Source organism: Opitutus sp. GAS368 (assembly GCF_900104925.1).
Lineage (GTDB): Bacteria > Verrucomicrobiota > Verrucomicrobiia > Opitutales > Opitutaceae > Lacunisphaera.
This window is the reverse complement of sequence record NZ_LT629735.1, coordinates 3274796-3294424: the sequence shown is the minus strand read 5'-3', so window position 1 is coordinate 3294424 and position 19629 is coordinate 3274796. Positions and strand designations below refer to the sequence as shown.

The window sequence follows — 19629 nt, the reverse complement described above, 5'->3', positions numbered from 1 at the left end:
GCCGGTCCGTCATGTGATTAAAGCGGATAGCCGCATCAGAACGAATGGGGCAGAACCCTACTTATCGAGCCTCGCGTGATAGACTGTCGCTATCGCGGCATGAGGCCGGGCGGAGAGGGCCGCTCCAGCGCGAGCGTAACCGCCCCCTCTCCCCCGGCACACCGGATCGGTGCGCCCTACCGCCTCAGGCTGATGCGCGAAGCTCTATTTCGCCCGCAATATGGCCTTCGCTGCCTGGATTCTTCACTGCGTTCAGGATGACAAGCCAGGTTTGCGAACACTCCCTGGTAATATCAGGCCAGACCTCACCGAACCTCCTTGCCGGGGATCAATCAATGGGCGGCCGCCACCGGCGCGGTCGCCGCCGGGGGGATCGTCGCGGTCAGGTAGGCGGTGAGCGAATCAATCTGCCGGTCGGTGAGTATCCCGCCCTCGGCCACGGCGAACGCGGGCATCAGCGAACCGGGCCGGCCGTGGGCGATCGCCTCGCGCCAGAACTCCGCCCCGGTGGCGTGCGCCAGGCCGTGGAGATCGGGCACCATGTCGGCGCGATGCCCGGAGTCGTGGCAGATCGCGCAGGCCGCGGCGTAGAGCTCGCGCGCCATCCTGCCCTTCGCCGGCTCGGCATGGCAGCGGGCGCAATCGCCCCGGAAAACCGCCTGCCGGTCGGCGGCGGCGATCAGCCGGCCGGCCTCGCGCATGCTCTCGGTTGCCGGGATGATCCTGGTCTTCACGGCCAGGGTCTTGATCCCGGCGGTCGTGTTGACATAGACGAACTTCGTGATCTCGCCGCTCTTGCCGGTCACGTTCATCGTCACCGCGATTTCCCCGCGGGCGCCGGGCGCGAGCACCCACGGCTGCGCGGGCAGGCGCGCGACCGTGCAGCCGCACGAGGCGCTCGCGGCGTTGATCGTGACCGCGGCGTCGGAGATGTTGGCGACGGCAAACGCGAAATGCGCCGCCGGCTCGCCGGCCGGGACGGTGACCTCCTTCGTCGCCGCATCGAAGGCGAGCACGGTGTCGGGCGGCAAAGTATCCGCCGCGGGGAGCCAAGCCGCCCCGAAGGTCGCGAACAAAAGCAGGCTGATGGCGCGGTGCATCGGGAATTCCGGCGGGAAAGAAGGCGCGCGGCGTGGTCCGCCGCGCGCCCTGGGTTCAGGCCGCAGGTTTCACTGGCATGACGGGCAGGTCACGCTTGAGCCGGAGACGATGCTGATGTTCATCCCGGAGATCACCTCGCCGTTCACCAGGCCGGGGCTCAGCGCGATCTTCCGGTAGGGCGCCAGCAGGGTGCCGTCCACAATGGCCGCGCAGCAGTCCACGCCGCCCCCGCCGCCGGAGAAGGCGACATCCGGGCCGGTGCCCATGATGTTGTAGAGGATGTCCTTCGGCTGCACGCCGCCGCTCGCACGGATCTGCGGGCCCGCGCCGCCGCCGGTGAGCACGAATTTCCCGGAGACGTTGAAGATGAACTTCGCCCCCGCCGGGCCGGTGACGTGGATCTGCCTGCCGGCGATGACGACGTCCTGGACGCAGATCACGTTGAGGCCGGCGTTGCCGGTGATGGTCGTCACGTTCTGGCCGTCGAGCTTCGCGAAGGTCTGCGTGCACGGCTGCGCGGAGGCGTTGGCCGCGGCGGCGTAGGCGTCGTGGATCTCGGCGCTCAGGTCGGCGTTATACTGGACGTGCACCGTGCCGTGGCTGCTGTTGCTGAACTTGGCGCCGGGGCTGAGCCGGATGGTGCCGGTCACGAATTCGTCGCCGGACATCGAGAGCGTGCCGTTGGGGCCGATGCACATGTCGCCGAAGATGCCGCCGGCGGGGCCGGTCACGGAGACCTGCGCGTTGGTCAGCTCCAACACCGTGCAGCCGGCCGCGGAACCGAGACCGAGCGCGGGATCGACACACACCGGGCAGCTGCTGCAGGCGATGTCGGCGTGCGCGGTGGAGATCACGCCGTCCATGCAGCCGGGCACCATGATGTGGATGGCGTTGACGGTGAGGGAACCGGCCGAGGTGATCTGCTCGTTGAGCACCAGGGTGAAGCCGCTGAACGCGATCGTCTGGTTCACCTCGCCCGTGACCGCGACGGCCTGGCCGTTGAGGACGAGCCCGCTGACCTGCGAACCGCCGCTCGTCGTCGCGCCGGATGCCCCGCACGTGGCGGAAGCGTTCGCGCTGATGGAACCGAAGGAGAGCGTATCGGTGCCACCATTCGCGTCCATGAACATCATGGACAGGCTCTGCACCGACGACGTGGAAGTCGCGGTGTTGCCCGAGCCGGAGGTGGACGCGCTCGCGCTCTGCAACGTGAGGTCGCCGTTGTAGAAGTTCTGCGCGCCGACGGAGGTCGAGAGCGAGCCGCCCGAGCCGGGCAGCGGGCCGGTGTCGGCGACGACGATGGGCCCGGGCACGGGCTGGTGAATGTCGTTGAGGTTGACCGCGATCGCCTGACCGCTGAACGAGGTGGCGGTGGTCTGGGCCACCGCACGGGTGCCGAGGACGGCGACCCCGACGAGCAGGCTGGCCAGCGCACACCATGGGGTGAGGCGGGCGAGCCGGGATTTTGACGGATTCATGGTATTTCTGTTTTTGTGGTTTGGACTGCGGAACGAAAATTCACGGCAGGGACGGCGCGGTGGTGTTGTCCGCGATGGTCACGGTGGCGCGGTCGGCCCGGCCGACGGTGTAGGCGGCGTTGGCGGCGAGGGTGAGGATGACGGTCTTTGCGCCGTCGTTGGGCTGGGCGTCGACCGGCATCACCGTCACGGTCGCCGAACCGTAGCCTTTCGGAATCGTGACCGCGCCGGGGAGTGTCCGGTAATCGACGCCGTTCTGCGCGGTGCCGGTGAGCATGTAATAAACCGTGAGCGGGTTCGCCGTGCCACCAGAGCGCGAGATCCGGAAGACCCCGGGCGTCGGCCCGCTTTCCGACGCGGCGGCCACGGGAGCGGTCACGGTGACCGTGGGCAGGTTGACGGCCGGCGGCGCATGCGTCAGCGCCTGGTAGAGATCGAGCCGGCCGCCGCTCACGGTCCTGCCCGCGAGCGACGGCAGCGGATCGGTGTTGGCGAGCACGCGGTTGCGGATCGAGAGATACGTCTCGGCCGGGAAATGCGCCCAGACGAGGGCGCACGCGCCGCTCACGTGCGGCGCGGCCATCGAGGTGCCGTCGTCGTAGCGGTAGTCTGAATCGGAGCCGTTCCAGCAGGAGAAGACCGGCGAGCCGGGTGCGCCGAGCTGCACCGTGCGCGCGCCGTAGTTGGAGAACCACGCCCGGTTGTCGGTGCGGTCCGTGGCGGCCACGGCGATGATGTTGTCGAGCGCGTAGCTGGCGGGATAGAGCGGGTTGGTGTCGTTGTCGTTGTTGTCGTTGCCGCACGCCGCGACCAGGAGGATTCCGGCGTGGCGCAGGCTGTCGATCGCGTCAAACAGGGCCGCCGAGGCGAACCCGTAGCCGCCCCAGCTGGCGTTGACGATCTTCGCCCCGTGGGCGCGCGCGTAATCGAGGCACGTGATGGCGTCGGAAATCGAACCGTTGCCCGTGGCGTCGATGAACTTGCACGCCATGATCTGCACCTGCCAGGCCACGCCGACGACGCCGACGGCGTTGTTGCCCACCGCCCCGAAGATGCCGGCGACATGCGTGCCGTGGCCGTAATCGTCGCTGGGATCGCCGGTGCCGGTAATGGCGTTGATGCCGTGGACATCGCCGATGGTCGGCGCGGGGTTGGTCCAGAGGTTGGGCGCAATGTCCTCATGCGTCAGGCGCACGCCGGTGTCGACATCGGCGACGATGATGTTCGGCGCGGTGTGCTGCACATCCCAGCCTTGCGGCGCATGGATGTCGGCCCCCGGCGTGCCGCCGTAGATGCCGGTGTTGTGCAGATTCCAGAGCGAGCCGTCCCAGTAGCGGAAATCGTTCGGCGTGAGGAGGGCGTGGACGATGAAGTCGGGCTCGGCGTATTCCACCAGCCCGCTCCGTTGGTAGGCGGCAACCAGCTCCGGGACGTCGGCGCGGGCCGGCAATTGCACGACCTGCAGTCCGCCGATCTCCGGAAACTCGCGCAGCTTCGCGGCCCCAAGCCGTCCGTGCAGGAGCGCGAGATCCGCCCCGACCGCCGGCTTCACCAGCAGCCGGTCGCCGCAGTAGGAGGCGGCCGCGGCCGGGTTGCCGCCGCCCTGCCCTCGGGCCGGCGCGGCGCCGAGCACGAGCACGAGGGCGATGAGGCCGGCGCCGAGATGCGCCGCGAACTGGCGGGCGTGGCCGGCGTGACGCAGAAAAAGCAAGCGGGGCGTATTCATGGCCGGGTGAAGCTTCAATGCCCGCGGTGCGATTCGCCCGGCCGGGGCCGGAGGAAGTTGTCCATGACATAGCCCCCGGTCGCGGCACCGCAGGCGAGGCCGCTCAGGTTGGCCGACATGAAATGGATGCCGCCGTAGATGCGGCTCATGCCGGCCTCCATCGCCGCCTGCGAGAACGAGGCGAACGACCGGGTCTGCCCCGGGGGATCCTCGGCCGCGGTGGTGAAGGCGATGTCGTCGGAGCCATAGAAAGCCGCCAGCACGGCCGCGGCCGCGCCGCTGAACGTGCTGTGGCCCGAAATGTATTCCGGGAACGGCGGGGTGACCAGCAGCGGCGTCCAGCTTGCATCCGGCATCGTATCCGGGTTGCCGTCCTGGTCCGCATTCCAGATCGCCGTGATGGGGCGCCAGGAATCGTAGGCGTATTTGCAATCCCAAGCGACGATGCCGGCGTCGGCCTCCGCGATGTTCAGCAGGGCGAACAGCCGGGCGTTTTCATCGAGCGTGTTGCCGTGCTGGAGGGCGACGTCCCGGGCGATGATGTTCCAGTGGCCGGGCGGCGTGGCGGTGCCGCCGCCGTCGGCCCAGAAGCGCGCGATGGCCGTCTGGTCGGCAGTGCGGATGGTGCTGTCGCTGCGGCCGTAGTCCTTGGTGCGGTTGAAATCCGCGACCCACTGCGCCGTGGCGAGCGCCGGCGGCGGCATCGGACGGAACTGCGCCGGGCCCGTCATCGCGAAGGGCAGGACCTGCGGCCAGTTGGGCAGCAGCGCCGGGGCGAACGCCGGCGGCGTCGGCACCCAGCTGCCCGGGGCACCCGTGATCGGCGGACCGGCCACGGTCAGATTCGCGCCGTCGTTGGCCCGCCATTGCAGAATGGCAGCGGCCACCGTCTCGCCCCAGGCGGTGCCGGTGTTCTTCGCCGGGCCGTCGGCGAGCGCGGACAGCTCCGCCGCCGCGGCCGCCTCGAAGGCCGCCTGTTGCGCGGGGAAGAGATTGACGAGGACGCGCCGCGCCGCGGTGGTGATGGCCGCCTCCTTCGAGGCGACGCCGGCGGGCTTCGTCGTCACATAATACGGTTCGCAGTTCTGGCCGATGCCGTTGCAGGCGTCGAAGATCGCCACGTGGAGGATGGCCAGGTTGCGCGCGGCCATCGGCGGCGGCGTGCGGCCGGCCCGGATGGCGCCGAGCGCCCGCGCGTTCCAATCGGTGACAAGGTCGGCGCGCGCGGCCAGGGCGGCAGCCAAGGCCAGGGCGGTCAGCGCCAGCCGGAGCGGAAAAGTCAGGGGATTCATGATCGCAAGGGGTGATGGGTTGCAGGACAAGAGTGGTCCGGGCGCACCTGAAGCCGGGCCCGCAGGGAAACAGCTTTCCTCCGGGCCCGGCCCAGGCCGCACGGATGCAACAAGGATGCTAATTCATCCAGCCGGGCGGGCATTTGTGCATCTGGATGGTGCCGCCGCCCGGATCCGAACCGCCCAGATTTCCACCGGCCGAGTAACCGTTGGACACGCTGATGCTGAAGCTGTCCTTCGGTCCCTGCTCGCCGTGGCCGGTGTCGTCGTTGTCGCAGGCGACGACGGTCGCCGTGCCGCCCGAGACGCCGTTGATGTCCACGTTATAGGTGATCGTGGCGCAGTTCGGCGTGGCAGGATCGATGGTGAAGCCGGTCACGGCTGTGGAGTGGACGTTCATGCCGGTGTCATGGTCGATGTATTCGAGGTGACCCCAGAACGCCCCGTCCTTGATGCCGCCGCTGACGCCGAACGTGCCCTTGGCCCCCGAAGGCGTGCCGGTGATCCAGCCGCCGCCGGTAAGCTTGCCGCAGGCGCTAGGGGGCGGGGGCGGCGCGCTGCTCGGGCAGGTGATGCCGGCCTGCGCGAAACCGAAGAGGCCGTTCAGACAGCCATCCTCGATGACGTGCAGGGCCGTCACCGTGATCACGCCCGAGCCGCTGGTTACGTCGCTGGCCTGCTCATTGATGACGATCCGGCCGCCGGGGAAGGGCACCACCTGGTTGGCGGCGCCGGTCACCGTCACCGCCTGGCCGTTGACGACCAGGTTCTGGATGTTGACGCTGGCGGAAACCGACGCCTTGCCGTTCTTGTCGCAGGTGGCGGTCGCCGTGCTGCCGACAAAGTCGGCCGTGACGAGCGACATGCCGCCATTCGGCGGCATGAGCTCGACGCTGAAGCCGGTCATGACGGTATCCGACAACGTCTGGGGCCCATCGCCCACCGTCGTAGCCCGGGCCATGGCGATGACCAGGCCGCCGTTGGCGACATTTACGTTCGAGACCGTCTGTTCGAGGGAACCACCCGTGCTCGGAAGCGGTCCCGTGTCACAGAGCAAGAGCGAGCCTCCGGGGAGCGAATTGCTGTTCGTTATCACCACGATGCTCGCCTGGCCCTGGTAAGTGGTGGAGGCCGTTGACGCGGCCTCCACCCGTGCGCCGATCAGACAACAGCCCAGCAGGGCCGTCATCACACCGGCGGGAATCAGGCGTCCGGGACGCCCACATATAGCATTCATACGCTTATCCTTTGTTTTCGGGTTGATACTTCGCCGGCCACGGTTGCGACCGACTGCGCACATTCTAGTCCCGGAAGCCGGCGGAAATTATCGGGTTGGCTCAGGAAACGCCGGCAGTTGAAACCCGCGCGCGTCAGAGCCGGATGGGCAAGGAAACGACTGGAGCGTTCACCCCAGAACAAACCCATCGATGCCCCGGCTGATTTCCCAGCCGCCCCAAATGGCAGGCTCGACCGCTTCACCCCCCGTCCGGCGGCGCGTTCAGGCAGGCGCTCGACCGATCCCCGGGACTGCTGGGGCGTGTTTTCAAAGCTCGGAAGGGGGGACCACTAAAAGGATTCCGCCAACGGCGGAATCTACTTTCACCGCTCCGGCTGATCGCCTCCGCCGTCAGGCTCAGGGGGCGGCTGATCGCCGCCCTTTCTGCCCGCGATTAGCGGGCCCTTGAACCCGAGGGCAGTCCAGCCAGAGCAAGCCAAGGCAGGGTCAGGTAGTGGGTCAGCTTGGTGGAACCTGCACTCCGTGCAGGTTCAAGCCCGCACGGAGTGCGGGCTTCATCTTTGTTCGCCAGATTGGAACTGACCCGCCACCCAAGATCACCACCAGGGAGTGTTTTCAAACCCAACAAATACCCGTTTCCTGTCATTCTGAACGAAGTGAAGTTCCGAGCGCAGCGACATCCTCATCCATGCGTTCGCTCGCGATATGGCCTTCGTTGCCGTGGATCCTTCGCTTCGCTCAGGATGACAAACCGGGTTTGAAAACACTCCCTAATAGGATTTCGCCAAAGGCGAACTTTACGGAGTGCAGCTCCGGCTGATCGTCTGCGCGGTGGGTTTCGGGGGCCCGCTAATCGCGGGCTGAAAGGTCTGCGATCAGCAGACCCCAAGCGACCAGCGGAGACGATCAGTCGGAGCGGTGAGCGTGGATTTCGCCTTTGGTGAAATCTCATTAGCGGTCCTTTTCGGAGGTTTGAAGCCACTCCCTGGCACTACTCCGTCAGGTTCCGACACACCTCGCCGCCACTTCGATAGGTAATCCTCGATAGGAGGTATTGGAAAAAGATACGCCCGGTGCATGCGGCACCGGGCGCATCTGATAGGGAAGACAACGGACCGGAGCCAGGCCGGCCTCAGGATTCAGTCGTTCCCGTGCTCGTCGTCGTGCTCGTCGTCGTCATCTTCGTCCATATCCCGCGGGCGGGTCAGGCCGGTGTAGTCACCGATCACCTTGGCGTCATAAGGTGCATAGAGACCCTTCTGGGCGGACGTGAGATCATACCCGGAATTGGTCCCGATCGGACCGGTCCCGCCCGCGAGCGGCAGGCCGAAGCTGGCCACGATGGTGCCCTTGGCATCGACCCGGATCACCCGGTTGTTGAACTGGTCGCTGATCAGCGTGTCGCCGTTCTTCAGCCGCACGGCCCGGGTGGGCTGCGGGGCGGGAATACTGAGCGCAGCCTTGTTCGTGAAGTAGGTCCAGACGACGGCGTCCTTCTGGTCGACCTCGACGATGCGGGCGTTGCCTGAATCGGTCAGGAGCGTATGACCGTTGGGCAGCCGGCTGGCGAATGCCACGGTGCTCACCGTGCCACCCGCCGTGAAGGTGCTCACGATCTTGTCCTGGCGATCAACCTCGATCGCCCGGTGGTTGTTCTCGTCGGCAATCAGGATGTGTCCGTTCTCCAGCAATTCCGCGGAGTTCGGGCTGTTGAGCTGGTCCGCCGCGTTCTGGTTGGTTCCCGGATACTGCCACACGATCTCCTTCCTGGGATTCACCTCGATCACCCGGTTGTTGCCCTGATCCGTGATCAGGACGTGCATCCGGGGGACCAGGGTGCATTGGACCGGGGTGTTCAGGAGGTTGGGCCCGTTGCCCGTCTGCCCGAACTGCCCGTATTGCCAGATCACCTTGCCCGCTTCGTCGACGATGAGCACGCGGTTGTCCGGTGCGCCCTTGGGACTCTGCGGGATGACGCCCCCCGGCGTGCCGGTGCCGGCCATGAGGGTGAATCGTCCGGCGCGTTCAGCATCGTTGCAGCCGATGACGGATTTCTCGGTGAAATCCGTGGGCCCGAGGCCGAACGACCAGACGATCCCGCCGTCGGGACCGACCTCGATCACCCGGTTGTTGAACTGGTCGGCGATCAGGACATTGCCCTTCTTGTTGAAACCTTCGCGGGCACGGTCGCCTTGCTCCGACTCCATCTCCTTGCCGACTGTCCTCGTGACGCCGCCAAACATCAGGGCGAAGGCGAGGGCCAGGATGGGGCCCCGGCCGACGGCAGGATGCCGGGCCCGGGCGGGATTCTCAGTTTCTGTCTTCATGGTTTCTCCTTTCTCTTGTCTGCGTTGCGTCCCAAGGGGGGGCCCGGCCGACGCGGCCGGCCCTGCGGACGGTGTGGCTGCACCCGGTGACCGGACACCAACGCGGGCGGCGCCGGTGCCGACGGTCCCAAGAATGCAGTTAAGCCGGAAATTGGACGCCAGATCATCGTGCCGTGTTCCCGGGCAGCCGGCCGTTTCCGGTCAGTGCAGGATTCTCCGGATGCCACCCGCCCGCACCCTGGAATACAGCCCCGACAGCCCAAACGCGCCGGCGCCTTTCGCCGGGTCCAGTCCGCCGGCCTTGTCGCCAAACGCCGCCCGGGCGTAAATTTCCAGCGTGGCTTCGGCGGTCTTCGCCCAGTCGAACCCGCCCGCCTGCGTCAGGCCCGCCGCGCGCAGCGTGGCCCGCCAGGCCCCGTCGACCGCCAGCCGGGTGAGCTGGCGCTGCAATTCCCCCGTGTCCTCGGGATCCACCAGCGCGGCCGCCTCCCCCACCACCTCGCCCAACGCACCGCGCGTCGAACAGAGCACGGGGCAGCCGCAGGCCATCGCTTCCAGGGGCGGCAGGCCGAAGCCCTCGAACAGCGAGGGAAAGACCAGGGCCTCGGCCGCGTGATACCATCGCGGCAGCTCCGCCTCCGGCACGAAGCCGAGGCAGTGGATGTCGCCCGCGTGCGGCGAACGGCGGATCGCGGCGTGAATGACCTCCGCCCCGTGCCAGTCGCCGCCGCCGAGCACCAGCTGCCAGTCCGAGCCGGTCTGCCGCTTGAAGCCGTTGAAGGCCTCGATCAGCCGCACATGGTTCTTGGCGGGATGTTCGAGCCGGGCCACGTAAAGAAAGAAGGGCCGGGCCACGCCGTGGCGCAGCATGGCCCAGGCCTTGGCGACGGCGGCGTTGCCGGGGTGGAACCGGTCGTGATCGAGCCCGTTGGGGATCGCGTCGATCTTTTCCCACGGCACCTGGAAATGGCGGTGGATGTCCCGGGCCGTCGCCTGGCTCACAGCGATGATGCGGTCCTGTCGCCGCGCCAGCCGGCGGGCCACCACGCGCCCGTAGAACATGCGCGCCCGGTCGTATTTGCCCGTCACATGGAAAGGCGCCAGGTCGTGGATGGTCGCCACCAGCGCGCAGGGCGCCGCCCACAGCATCCGGCGGTAGCTGGGCACGTGCAGCACGTCGAGCGCGTGCCGCGCCGCCAGCCGCGGCAGCACCGTCTGGTGCCAGAAGATGTCGCAGCCCGGCGGACGGAACCGCTCGGACACGGTCACCAGTTCCATCGCCGGCTCCGCAAAGGCGAGCAACGGGCGGTCCTCCTCCAGCATGAAGAGCGTGAACCGGTGCCGGCCGGCCGACGGCAGCAGCGCCCGCACCAGGGCGAGGACATACCGGGCCACCCCGCTCCGGCCGCGCTGCATAACCGAGGTGGAGAGTCCGATGTTCATGCGGCGTCTCGCACCGGCGTGCTTTCCGCCAGCTCGAGGAATGACAGCAGGTTCATCCGGCCGAGCGAACGCCGCACCGGCTCGCTCGGCCGGAACAGCACCAGCCGGCGGCCGGCCTGGTGTTGCTGCTTTTGCCGTGCCACCAGCAGGGCGGCGCCGGTGCTGTCGATGAAATCCACCTCGGCGAGATCCAGCAGGCAGTCATGCTGCCGGTCGCCGATTTCCCGCCAGGCGTCGGCGGCGCGTTCGATCGCCGGGCGGTCGAGATGTCCCGTGACCCGCGCGACCTGCCAGCGCGGCCCGGACCAGGTGATGGCGTCCGAGACGGCGGACGCCCCCGGTTTTCCCCAGCGGTGCATGCGCCACCACTGCGCGAAAATCGCCTCGCTGAAAATCCGCAGGTCCACGGCATAGCGGCGGAACAGCCGCCGCGGCTCCTGGGCGAGTCGGTAAATCCATTCGAGCCCCGACCGCTGCATCCAGCGCGGGGCGCGCCGCACCTGTCCCGCCAGAAAGTCGATCGTCGCCCCGACGCCGATGCAGACCGGCACGCCGAGTGACCCGTAGTTCCGGGCGATCCACTTCTCCTGCTTCGGGCAGCCGAAGGACACCAGCACCACGTCGGGCCGGGCCGCCTGGATGCGCCGCACAATCTCCGCGTTGTCCATCTCCTCGAGCGACCGGAACGGCGGGGAATAATGCCCCGCGACCACGAGTCCCGGGTGCCGCTCCTGCAGACGCGCGACCGCCCGGCTGTTCGCCTCCGGCGTCGCGCCGAGCAGGAACAGCCGGAAGCCGCGCTGCGCCGCGAGGGCGATGAAGCGCGGCACCAGGTCGGCGCCGGCCACGCGCTCCGGCAGCGGATTGCCCAGCCAGCGCGAGGCCCAGACCAGCGGCTGGCCGTCGCACAGGACCAGGTGCGCCTCCAACAGGATGCGGCGCAGCTCGGCGTCGCGCCGCGCCTGCACCAGGAAATCCACGTTGGGCGTCACCACGTAGGCCGGCCGGCGCGACGCGATCATGTCCGCGATCCGCGCGATCGCGCTGTCGATGGTCACGGAATCGAACGGCACCCCGAGGATGGCGACCGGCCAGCGCGCCGGGGCGGGTGCCGCGGGACGGAATCGCCGGCGCTGCGCGGCGGTTTGGCGGTGAAAGGTCGGAGCGGGAAAAATCATGGGCGGGAAAGACGGGGCGCGGTTCATCCGCACCCGGTCGCAACGCACCACGGTAGGCGACAACGCCCCAGCGGAAAATGGGGACTGTCCCTTCCCGGCCGGCGGAATCCGCCCCGCGGACCAGGCCGCGCTGGGGTAATTAATCCGAAACCGGCAGGTCTTCACCCACTTTGGCCGCGACCGCTTCCGCGCTACGCTGTCGTGTGGATTCCGAACGACCCATGCCAACGGCCCTGCCGACCGACAGTTATCCGCTATCGCCGATGCAGCAGGGCATGCTGTTCCACAGCCTCTACGCCCGCCGCCCCGGCGTCGATGTCGAGCAGCTGCTCATCACGCTGCCCGAGGCGCTGAAGATGGGGCCCTTCGAGCGCGCGTGGCGGTGGGCCGCGCAGCGGCACGCCATCCTGCGCACCGCCTTCCGCTGGGAAAACGCGGACCAGCCGGTCCAGGCCGTGCACGCCGACTGCGCCCCCGAGATCGTCTGGCGCGACTGGCGCGCGCTGGCGGCGGCGGACGTCGAGCGCCAGTGGGAGGAGCTGATCGCGGCCGACCGCCACCGCGGCTTCAACCTGGACACGCCGCCCCTGTGGCGCCTCGCCGTCGTGCAGACCGGCCCCCGGGAACACCGGCTGCTTTTCTCCTTCCACCACCTGCTGCTCGACGGCCGCGGCTTGGTGGTGCTGCTCACCGAGGTGTTCGCCGCCTATGGGGAGAAAGGCGAACCGGCCGCGGCTCCACCCGTCGCCTATCGGGACTATATCGACTGGCTGCAGGTTCACGACTGGCGCGACGCCGAGCTGTTCTGGCGCCGGGTGCTCCGCGGCATGATCGCCCCCACGGCCCTGCCCGGCGCCCTCCCCCTGGCCGATCCGGACACGGCCGTGCACCGCGCGCAGGAGGTCGTCCTGTCGGCCGGGCGCACCGCGGAACTCAAGCAACTCGCCCAGCACCACGGCCTCACCCTCAACACCCTCGTGCAAGGCGCGTGGGCCCTGCTGCTCGGCCGCTACAGCGGGGAGGACACCGTGGTGTTCGGCGCCGTGCGCGCCTGCCGGCACACCACCATCGAGAATGCCGAGTCCATCGTCGGCCTGCTCATCAACACCGTGCCGCTGCGGGTGGCGCTGCCGCCGGAGCAGCCGGCGGTCGCCTGGCTGCAACAACTGCGCGAACACTGGATCTCCCTCCGGCCCTATGAAAACACGCCGCTGGCCGAGATCCAGGGCTGGACGGAGGTGCCGCGCGGCACGCCGCTCTTCGAAAGCATCGTCAACTACCAGGAACCGAGCTGGGACGCGGCGCTGAAAGCGCTGGGCGGCGCGTGGCGCCGGCGGCGCTTCGGCGTCCGCAGCCAGCCCAACTACCCGCTCGCCCTCGACGCCGCCGGCGGGGCCACGCTCTCGCTGAAGATTCTCTACGACCCCCGGCGCTTCGAGACCGAGGTGGTCGGCCGCATGCTCGGCCACCTCGAGACCCTCCTGCGCGGCATCGCCGAACACCCGCAGATGCCCCTCGGCCAGCTGCCGCTGCTCACCACCGCCGAGCGCCACCAGGTGCTGGTCGGCTGGAACCGCACCCAGGCCGATTACGCCGACGATCTCTGCGTGCACCATTTGTTCGAGGCGCAGGCGGCGCGCACCCCGGCCGCGGTGGCGGTCGTCGACCAGCGCCGGCACCTCACCTACCGCGATCTGGACGCCGAGGCCGGCGCGCTCGCCCGCCAGTTGCTGCCGCTCGGCGTGGGCCCGGACGTGTGCGTCGGCCTCTGCCTGCCGCGGTCGGTCGACCTCGTGGTGGCGGCTCTCGCCGTGCTCAAGGCCGGCGGCGCCTACGTGCCGCTCGACCCGGATTCCCCGATGGAGCGGCTGGCCGGCATGCTGGAGGACACCCAGGCCCCGGTGCTCATCACGCAGCGCAAGCTCGCGCCGCTTTTCTCCGCCGGCGCCGCGCGGGTGTTACTCATGGACGGATTGGCCTCCGCGCCGCAGCCGGAGCGCGCCGGATCCGACCCCGCGGTTCCCGGGCCCGATCACCTCGCCTACGTCATTTATACGTCCGGCTCCACCGGCACGCCCAAGGGCGTGGCCATCCAGCACCGCAGCGTGGCCAACCTGATCGCCTGGCACCAGCGGACCTACCAGATCACGCCGGCGGACCGCACCACCCTGCTGGCCAGCCCGTCCTTCGACGCCTCCGTCTGGGAGATGTGGCCCTACCTCGCGTCCGGCGCCAGCATCCACATCCCGCCGGAGGAGATCCGCCTCGACCCGGGCCAGCTGGTCACCTGGCTGGCGAACCGGCAGATCACCCTCTGTTTTCTGCCCACCCCGATGGCCGAGGCGGTCATGGACGAGTCTTGGCCCGCGGACATCGCCCTGCGCGCCATTCTCACGGGTGGCGACCGGTTGCGTCGCTGGCCCGGCGAGCGGCTCCCGTGCATGCTCGTCAACCACTACGGACCGACCGAGAACACCGTCGTCGCCACCTGGATGCCCGTGCCGCCCGAGGCGGCGCAGGCCCCGGTTCCGCTCATCGGTGCGCCCATCGCCAACACGCAGGTCTATGTGCTCGATCCGCAGCGCCAGCCGCTGCCGGTCGGCGTGCCCGGCGAGCTTTATGTCGGTGGCGTCGGGCTGGCGCGCGGCTATCACCGCCGCTCCGACCTCACCCGCGAGAAATTCGTGCCGCACCCGTTCCAGCCCGGCGCGCGGCTCTACCGCACGGGCGACCTCGTCCGCTGGCTGCCGGGCGGCCACCTCGAGTTCCTCGGCCGGCTCGACCAGCAGATCAAGATCCGCGGCCACCGGATCGAGCCGGGGGAGATCGAGAGCCTGCTGAACACCCATGCGCGGGTGCGCGAAAGCCTCGTCACGATGCGCGAGGATGGCGCGGGCCAGACGCATCTCATCGCCTACGTCATGCCGCCGCCGGGGGACACGGCCCCGGCGCCGCGCGAACTCGCCGCCCTCCTGCGCGCGCGCCTGCCGGCCTACATGCTGCCGGCGGCCTTTGTCGCCGTGGCCGGCTGGCCGCTGACCACCAACGGCAAGGTTGACCGGGCCCGCCTGCCCGCGCCCGACCGCCTGGGCTACGATTCCGCGCCGCCGTTTGCGCCGCCCCAGGGCGAGATCGAGGAAACCATCGCGCGCATCTGGACGGAGGTGCTCGGTCGCGCCGGCATCGGCGCGCAGGACGATTTCTTCTGTCTTGGCGGGCATTCGCTGCGCGCCGCGCAGGTCGTTTCGCGGCTCAACGCCGCCTTCCAGCTCACGCTGTCCGTGCGCAGCCTCTTTGAACATCCGACCGTGACGGCGCTGGCGGAGGCGATCGAGCAGGCCGTCGCGCGCGGCCCCGTGGCCCGGCCCGCGTCGCCCCTGGTGCGCGCACCCCGCCAACCCTATCGCGCGACCCCGGGCGGCCCCGCCCGCTCCACGCTTACCCCGAGGAAATGAGCATGGCCACCCTGCCCACCGTTCCCGCCAACGGCGATGTCCCCACCGGGGCGTATTTCTTTCCCGCCTCCTCCGCCCAACACCGGCTGTGGTTTCTCGAGCAGTTCCAGCCCGGCCGCGCGCTCTACAACGTGCCCATCGCCGTGCGGATGACGGGGCCGCTCGACGCCGTGATGCTGGAGCATTCCCTCCAGGAACTCATCGCCCGGCACGAGGCGCTGCGGACCTCCTTCGTCCTGCAGCAGGACCAGCCCGTGCAGATCGTCGCCCCGGCCCTGCCCTTCAGGCTGCCGGTGACCGATCTGCGTCTCCTGCCGGCCGAGGCCCGCGAGGCCCAGGCCTGCGCGATCGCCCAGGCGGAGGCCCGGCGGCCGTTCGACCTGCGGCATCCGCCGCTTTTCTCCATCCAGCTGCTCAAGCTCGCGGACCACGAGCACATCTTCCTGCTGACGGTGCACCATATCATCTTCGACGGCTGGTCGCTCACCGTCTTCTTCCGCGAGCTCGCCGCCCTCTACACCGCGCAGCGCACCGGCCGACCGCCGGCGCTGCCGGAGCTGACCGTGCAATACGGCGACTTCACCGTCTGGCAGCGCGAACGCTTCAAGACCCTTTCCTCCCGGCTCGCGTGGTGGAAGGAGAAGCTCGCCGGCAGCCCGGCCGCGCTGGAGCTGCCGGCCGACCGGCCGCGGCCCGCGGTGCAGGGTTACCATGGCCACGTCGAGACCCTCGCCCTGCCCGCCGGGCTGCGCGAGCCCCTCGAGGCGCTCAGCCGCCGCGAGGGCGCCACGCTGTTCATGACGCTGCTCGCCGCCTTCCAGGTGCTGCTGCACCGCCACACCGGGCAGACCGACCTGCTCATCGGCACCCCGGTGGCCGGCCGCAACCGCAAGGAAACCGAGCCGGTGCTGGGCCTGTTCATCAATACGCTCGTGCTCCGCGGCGACCTGGCGGGCAACCCCACCTTCCGCGAGCTGCTCGGCCGCGTCCGCACCACCGTGCTCGACGCCCTGGCGCACGAGGAGGTGCCGTTCGAAAAGATCGTCGAGAAACTCTCCCCCGAGCGCAGCCTGAGCCGCGCCCCGCTGTTCCAGGTGATGTTCGTGCACGAGCGCTCGCCGCTCGAGCCGGTGAACTGGCCCGGCCTGCGGCTCGCCCAGCTCGAGCTGGATTCGGGCACGTCGAAGTTCGACCTCACGCTCTACCTCGGGGAAAGCGCGCACGGCCTGACCGCCCGCGCGGAATACGACTCCGACCTCTTCGAACCCGCCACCATCCGGCGCCTGCTGGGGCACCTGGCCGTGCTGCTGCAGGCCGCCGCGGCGCAGCCCGACCAGCGCATCGGCGGGCTGCCGCTGCTGACCGACGCGGAGCGCCGGCAGCTGCTCACCGAGTGGAACCACACCGCCGCGGATTACCCGCGGGACCAGACCGTCCACGGCCTCATTGCGGCGCAGGCGGGGCGCACGCCGGACGCCACCGCCGTGACCGGCGACGACCTCTGCCTGACCTACCGCGAACTGGACGAACGGGCCGCCCGGCTGGCCGCCCACCTGCGCACGCTCGGGATCGGCCCCGGCGCCCTGGTGGGCATCTGCCTCGAGCGCTCCGTCATGATGCTGGTCGGCCTGCTGGGCATCCTCAAGGCCGGCGCCGCCTACCTGCCCCTCGATCCGAAATTCCCCGTGGCGCGGCTGGCCTACATCATCGGCGATGCGGGCGCCGGCGTGGTGCTCACCCAGAAAAAATTCCTCGGCCTGCTGCCGCCGGAAAAGACCCGGCCCGTCTGCCTCGACGAGCTCGAGCTCCCGGCCGCCGCCCCCGCCGGCCAGGCCGGGCCCGACGCCCGCCCCTCCGATCCCGCCTATGTGCTCTATACCTCGGGTTCGACCGGCCAGCCGAAGGGCGTCGTCGTCGCGCACCAGAACGTGGTGAATTTCTTTACCGGCATGAACCGCGCGCTGGGGCCCGAGGCGGACGCGGCGCAACCGCCCGGCTGCTGGCTCGCGGTGACGACGATCTCGTTCGACATCTCCGTCCTGGAGCTTTTCTGGACGCTGACCCGCGGCTTCAAGGTGGTGATCCATGCGGAAGGCGGTGTCCCCCCGGCGCCGCCAGCGGCGCCGGGCGCCGGGAAGAAATTCGATTTCAGCCTGTTCTACTTTGCCAGCGAGGCGGACAAGCCCGAGGACCGGGACGACAAATACCGGCTGCTGATCGAGGGCGCGAAGTTCGCCGACCGCCACGGTTTTTCCGCGGTATGGACGCCGGAGCGCCACTTCCACTCCTTCGGCGGTCTTTTTCCCAACCCGGCGGTGACCGGGGCGGCGGTCGCGGCCGTGACGACCAAGGTCGGCGTGCGCGGGGGCAGCGTCGTCCTGCCGCTGCATCACCCGCTCCGCGTGGCCGAGGAATGGGCCGTGGTCGACAATCTCTCGCACGGCCGCGTTGGCATCGCCTTCGCCTCGGGCTGGCATGAACGCGACTTTGCCCTGGCCCCGCAACAGTACGCCCGCCGGCGTGAGGTCCTGGAGGAAAATCTCGCCGTCGTGCGCAAACTGTGGCGCGGCGGATCCGTGCGGATCTCGGACGGCCGCCATGGCGAGGCCGATGTCGCCATCCATCCCCGGCCGCTGCAACCCGAGCTGCCCGTCTGGATCACGGCCTCGGGTCATGCGGAAACCTTCCGCAAGGCGGGTGAGCTCGGCGCCAACGTCATCACCCATCTCCTCGGGCAGAGCTTCGCCGAGTTGGAGGAAAAGATCCGCGTCTACCGCGAGGCCCGCCGCACCCACGGCCACGCCCCGGAGACCGGCCTCGTCACGCTGATGCTGCACACCTTCATCGGCCCGGATGTCGCCCGGGTCCGCGAAACCGTGCGGGAGCCGCTCTGCACCTATCTCAAGCAGTCGGCCGACCTCGTCCGCACGCTCACCGACCAGTTGCCCGCCACCGCGGGCGCCCGGGTGGACCCCGCGGAGCTGGCGGCGCACATCGACGCCGCCTTCGACCGCTACTTCACCGGCTACGGCCTGTTCGGCACGCCCGAGTCCTGCGTGGAAAAAATCGCGCGCCTGCAGGCCATCGGGATCGACGAGCTGGCCTGCCTGATCGACTTTGGCGTCGCCACCGACACCGTGCTGGCGGGCCTGGAGCACCTCAACCGGCTCAAAAACCTGTGCGCGGAGCGGGCCCGCGCCGCCGCCCCGCGGCGCAGCCTCGCCGAGCAGATCGTGCACCATGGCGTCACCCACCTGCAGTGCACGCCCTCGCTGGCGAAAACCCTGGTCGCCCAGCCGGCGGCGCTCGCCGCGTTGCGCCGGCTGCGGCAGCTGCTCGTCGGCGGCGAACCGCTGCCGGTGTCCCTGGCCGGGCAATTGCACCACGAACTGCCCGGCCGGGTTTACAACATGTATGGCCCCACCGAGACGACGGTGTGGTCCACGGTCCACCGGCTCGAAAAAATCGGCGCCACCGTCCCGCTCGGCCGGCCGATCGCCAACACCCGCCTCTACGTGCTCGACCGCCAGCTCCAGCCGGTGCCGGTTGGCGTGCCCGGCGAACTGTTCATCGGCGGCGAGTCCGTCGCGACCGGCTACCTGCACCGGCCCGAGCTGACCGCGGAAAAATTTCTGCCCGATCCCTTCAGCCACGAGCACCGGGCGCGGATGTATCGCACCGGCGACCTGGTGCGTTTCCGCGCCAACGGCGACCTGGAATTCCTCGGCCGGCTCGACCACCAGGCCAAGGTGCGCGGCCACCGCGTCGAGCTCGGCGAGATCGAGAGCGTGCTGCAGCATTTCCCCGGCGTGCGCGAGGGCGTGGTGGTGGCGCGGGCGGATGCCGCCGGCGACCAGCAGCTCGTCGCCTACCTGACGGCGTCCGCCCCGCCGGCCATCGAGGAGCTGCGGCGCTTCCTCGGCGGGCACCTCCCCGACTACATGGTGCCGGCCACCTACGTGGTCCTGGACCGCCTGCCGCTGACGCCCAACGGCAAGATCGACCGCGGCGCGCTGCCCGCCCCCGACGCCACGCGGCCCGCCCTGGCGACGACGTTCGCGGCGCCCCGCCCCGGGGTCGAGCAGGCCATCGCCGAGGTCTGGTCGAAGGTGCTCAACGTGAAGAACCCCGGCGCGGACGACAATTTCTTCGACCTGGGCGGCCACTCGCTGCGCGTGGCGCAGGTGCAGGCGCGGCTGCACGAGCAGCTCGGCCTCGAGCTGCCCCTGCTCGCGCTGTTCCAGTATCCGACCATCCGCTCGCTGGCCCGCTGCCTGGAGGCGGCCAAGCCCGTCGGGGACGGACTGCACCAGCAGGCGACCCAACGCGCCCAAAAGCAGCGGGCCGCCGTGCGCCGCAAGCCGCTGCCCGCGGCCGCCCCGCAGACGTGAC

The 19629-nt window shown here is 69.4% G+C and carries 10 protein-coding genes; 2 read left to right on the top strand and 8 right to left on the bottom strand.

What is annotated here, in order from left to right; genetic code table 11:
• Window positions 1-332 precede the first annotated feature (332 nt).
• From BLU29_RS14030 to BLU29_RS13995, 8 genes are all read right to left on the bottom strand, one after another.
• Window positions 333-1100: a DUF1573 domain-containing protein gene (locus BLU29_RS14030; RefSeq protein WP_091059133.1), complete on the bottom strand. Its 768-nt coding sequence runs from the start codon at window positions 1098-1100 to the stop codon at window positions 333-335.
• A 69-nt stretch (window positions 1101-1169) separates the two neighbouring features.
• The gene (locus BLU29_RS14025) at window positions 1170-2579 is read right to left on the bottom strand and encodes a choice-of-anchor P family protein (protein WP_091059131.1); all 1410 of its coding nucleotides are present in this window, start codon (window positions 2577-2579) and stop codon (window positions 1170-1172) included.
• A gap of 40 nt (window positions 2580-2619) precedes the next feature.
• Window positions 2620-4305 (bottom strand): S8 family serine peptidase, encoded by a 1686-nt coding sequence (locus tag BLU29_RS14020; protein WP_091059128.1) that lies wholly within the window; start codon window positions 4303-4305, stop codon window positions 2620-2622.
• A gap of 14 nt (window positions 4306-4319) precedes the next feature.
• A complete protein-coding gene (locus BLU29_RS14015; RefSeq protein WP_091059125.1) occupies window positions 4320-5597 on the bottom strand; it encodes a vanadium-dependent haloperoxidase in 1278 nt (425 codons plus the stop codon).
• Between the two features lie 118 nt (window positions 5598-5715).
• On the bottom strand, window positions 5716-6786 hold the full coding sequence (locus BLU29_RS14010; protein WP_091059123.1) for a choice-of-anchor P family protein: 1071 nt from the start codon (window positions 6784-6786) through the stop codon (window positions 5716-5718).
• 1187 nt (window positions 6787-7973) lie between these two features.
• Window positions 7974-9161, bottom strand: a complete 1188-nt coding sequence (locus BLU29_RS14005; protein ID WP_091059120.1) for a hypothetical protein — start codon at window positions 9159-9161, stop codon at window positions 7974-7976.
• A gap of 201 nt (window positions 9162-9362) precedes the next feature.
• Complete coding sequence (locus tag BLU29_RS14000) at window positions 9363-10604, bottom strand: glycosyltransferase family 1 protein (protein ID WP_091059117.1); 1242 nt, start codon at window positions 10602-10604, stop codon at window positions 9363-9365.
• Complete coding sequence (locus tag BLU29_RS13995) at window positions 10601-11782, bottom strand: WecB/TagA/CpsF family glycosyltransferase (protein WP_172830275.1); 1182 nt, start codon at window positions 11780-11782, stop codon at window positions 10601-10603. The genes BLU29_RS14000 and BLU29_RS13995 overlap by 4 nt, the downstream gene beginning before the upstream one ends.
• 221 nt (window positions 11783-12003) lie before the next feature.
• Here BLU29_RS13995 and BLU29_RS13990 point away from each other — a divergent pair, with 221 nt between their 5' ends.
• Together BLU29_RS13990 and BLU29_RS13985 are read left to right on the top strand one after the other, a co-directional pair.
• The gene (locus BLU29_RS13990; protein ID WP_091059112.1) at window positions 12004-15237 is read left to right on the top strand and encodes a non-ribosomal peptide synthetase; all 3234 of its coding nucleotides are present in this window, start codon (window positions 12004-12006) and stop codon (window positions 15235-15237) included.
• A gap of 2 nt (window positions 15238-15239) precedes the next feature.
• Window positions 15240-19628, top strand: coding sequence for a MupA/Atu3671 family FMN-dependent luciferase-like monooxygenase (locus BLU29_RS13985; protein ID WP_172830274.1), 4389 nt, complete (start codon window positions 15240-15242; stop codon window positions 19626-19628).
• The last annotated feature ends 1 nt before the right edge of the window (window position 19629 follow it).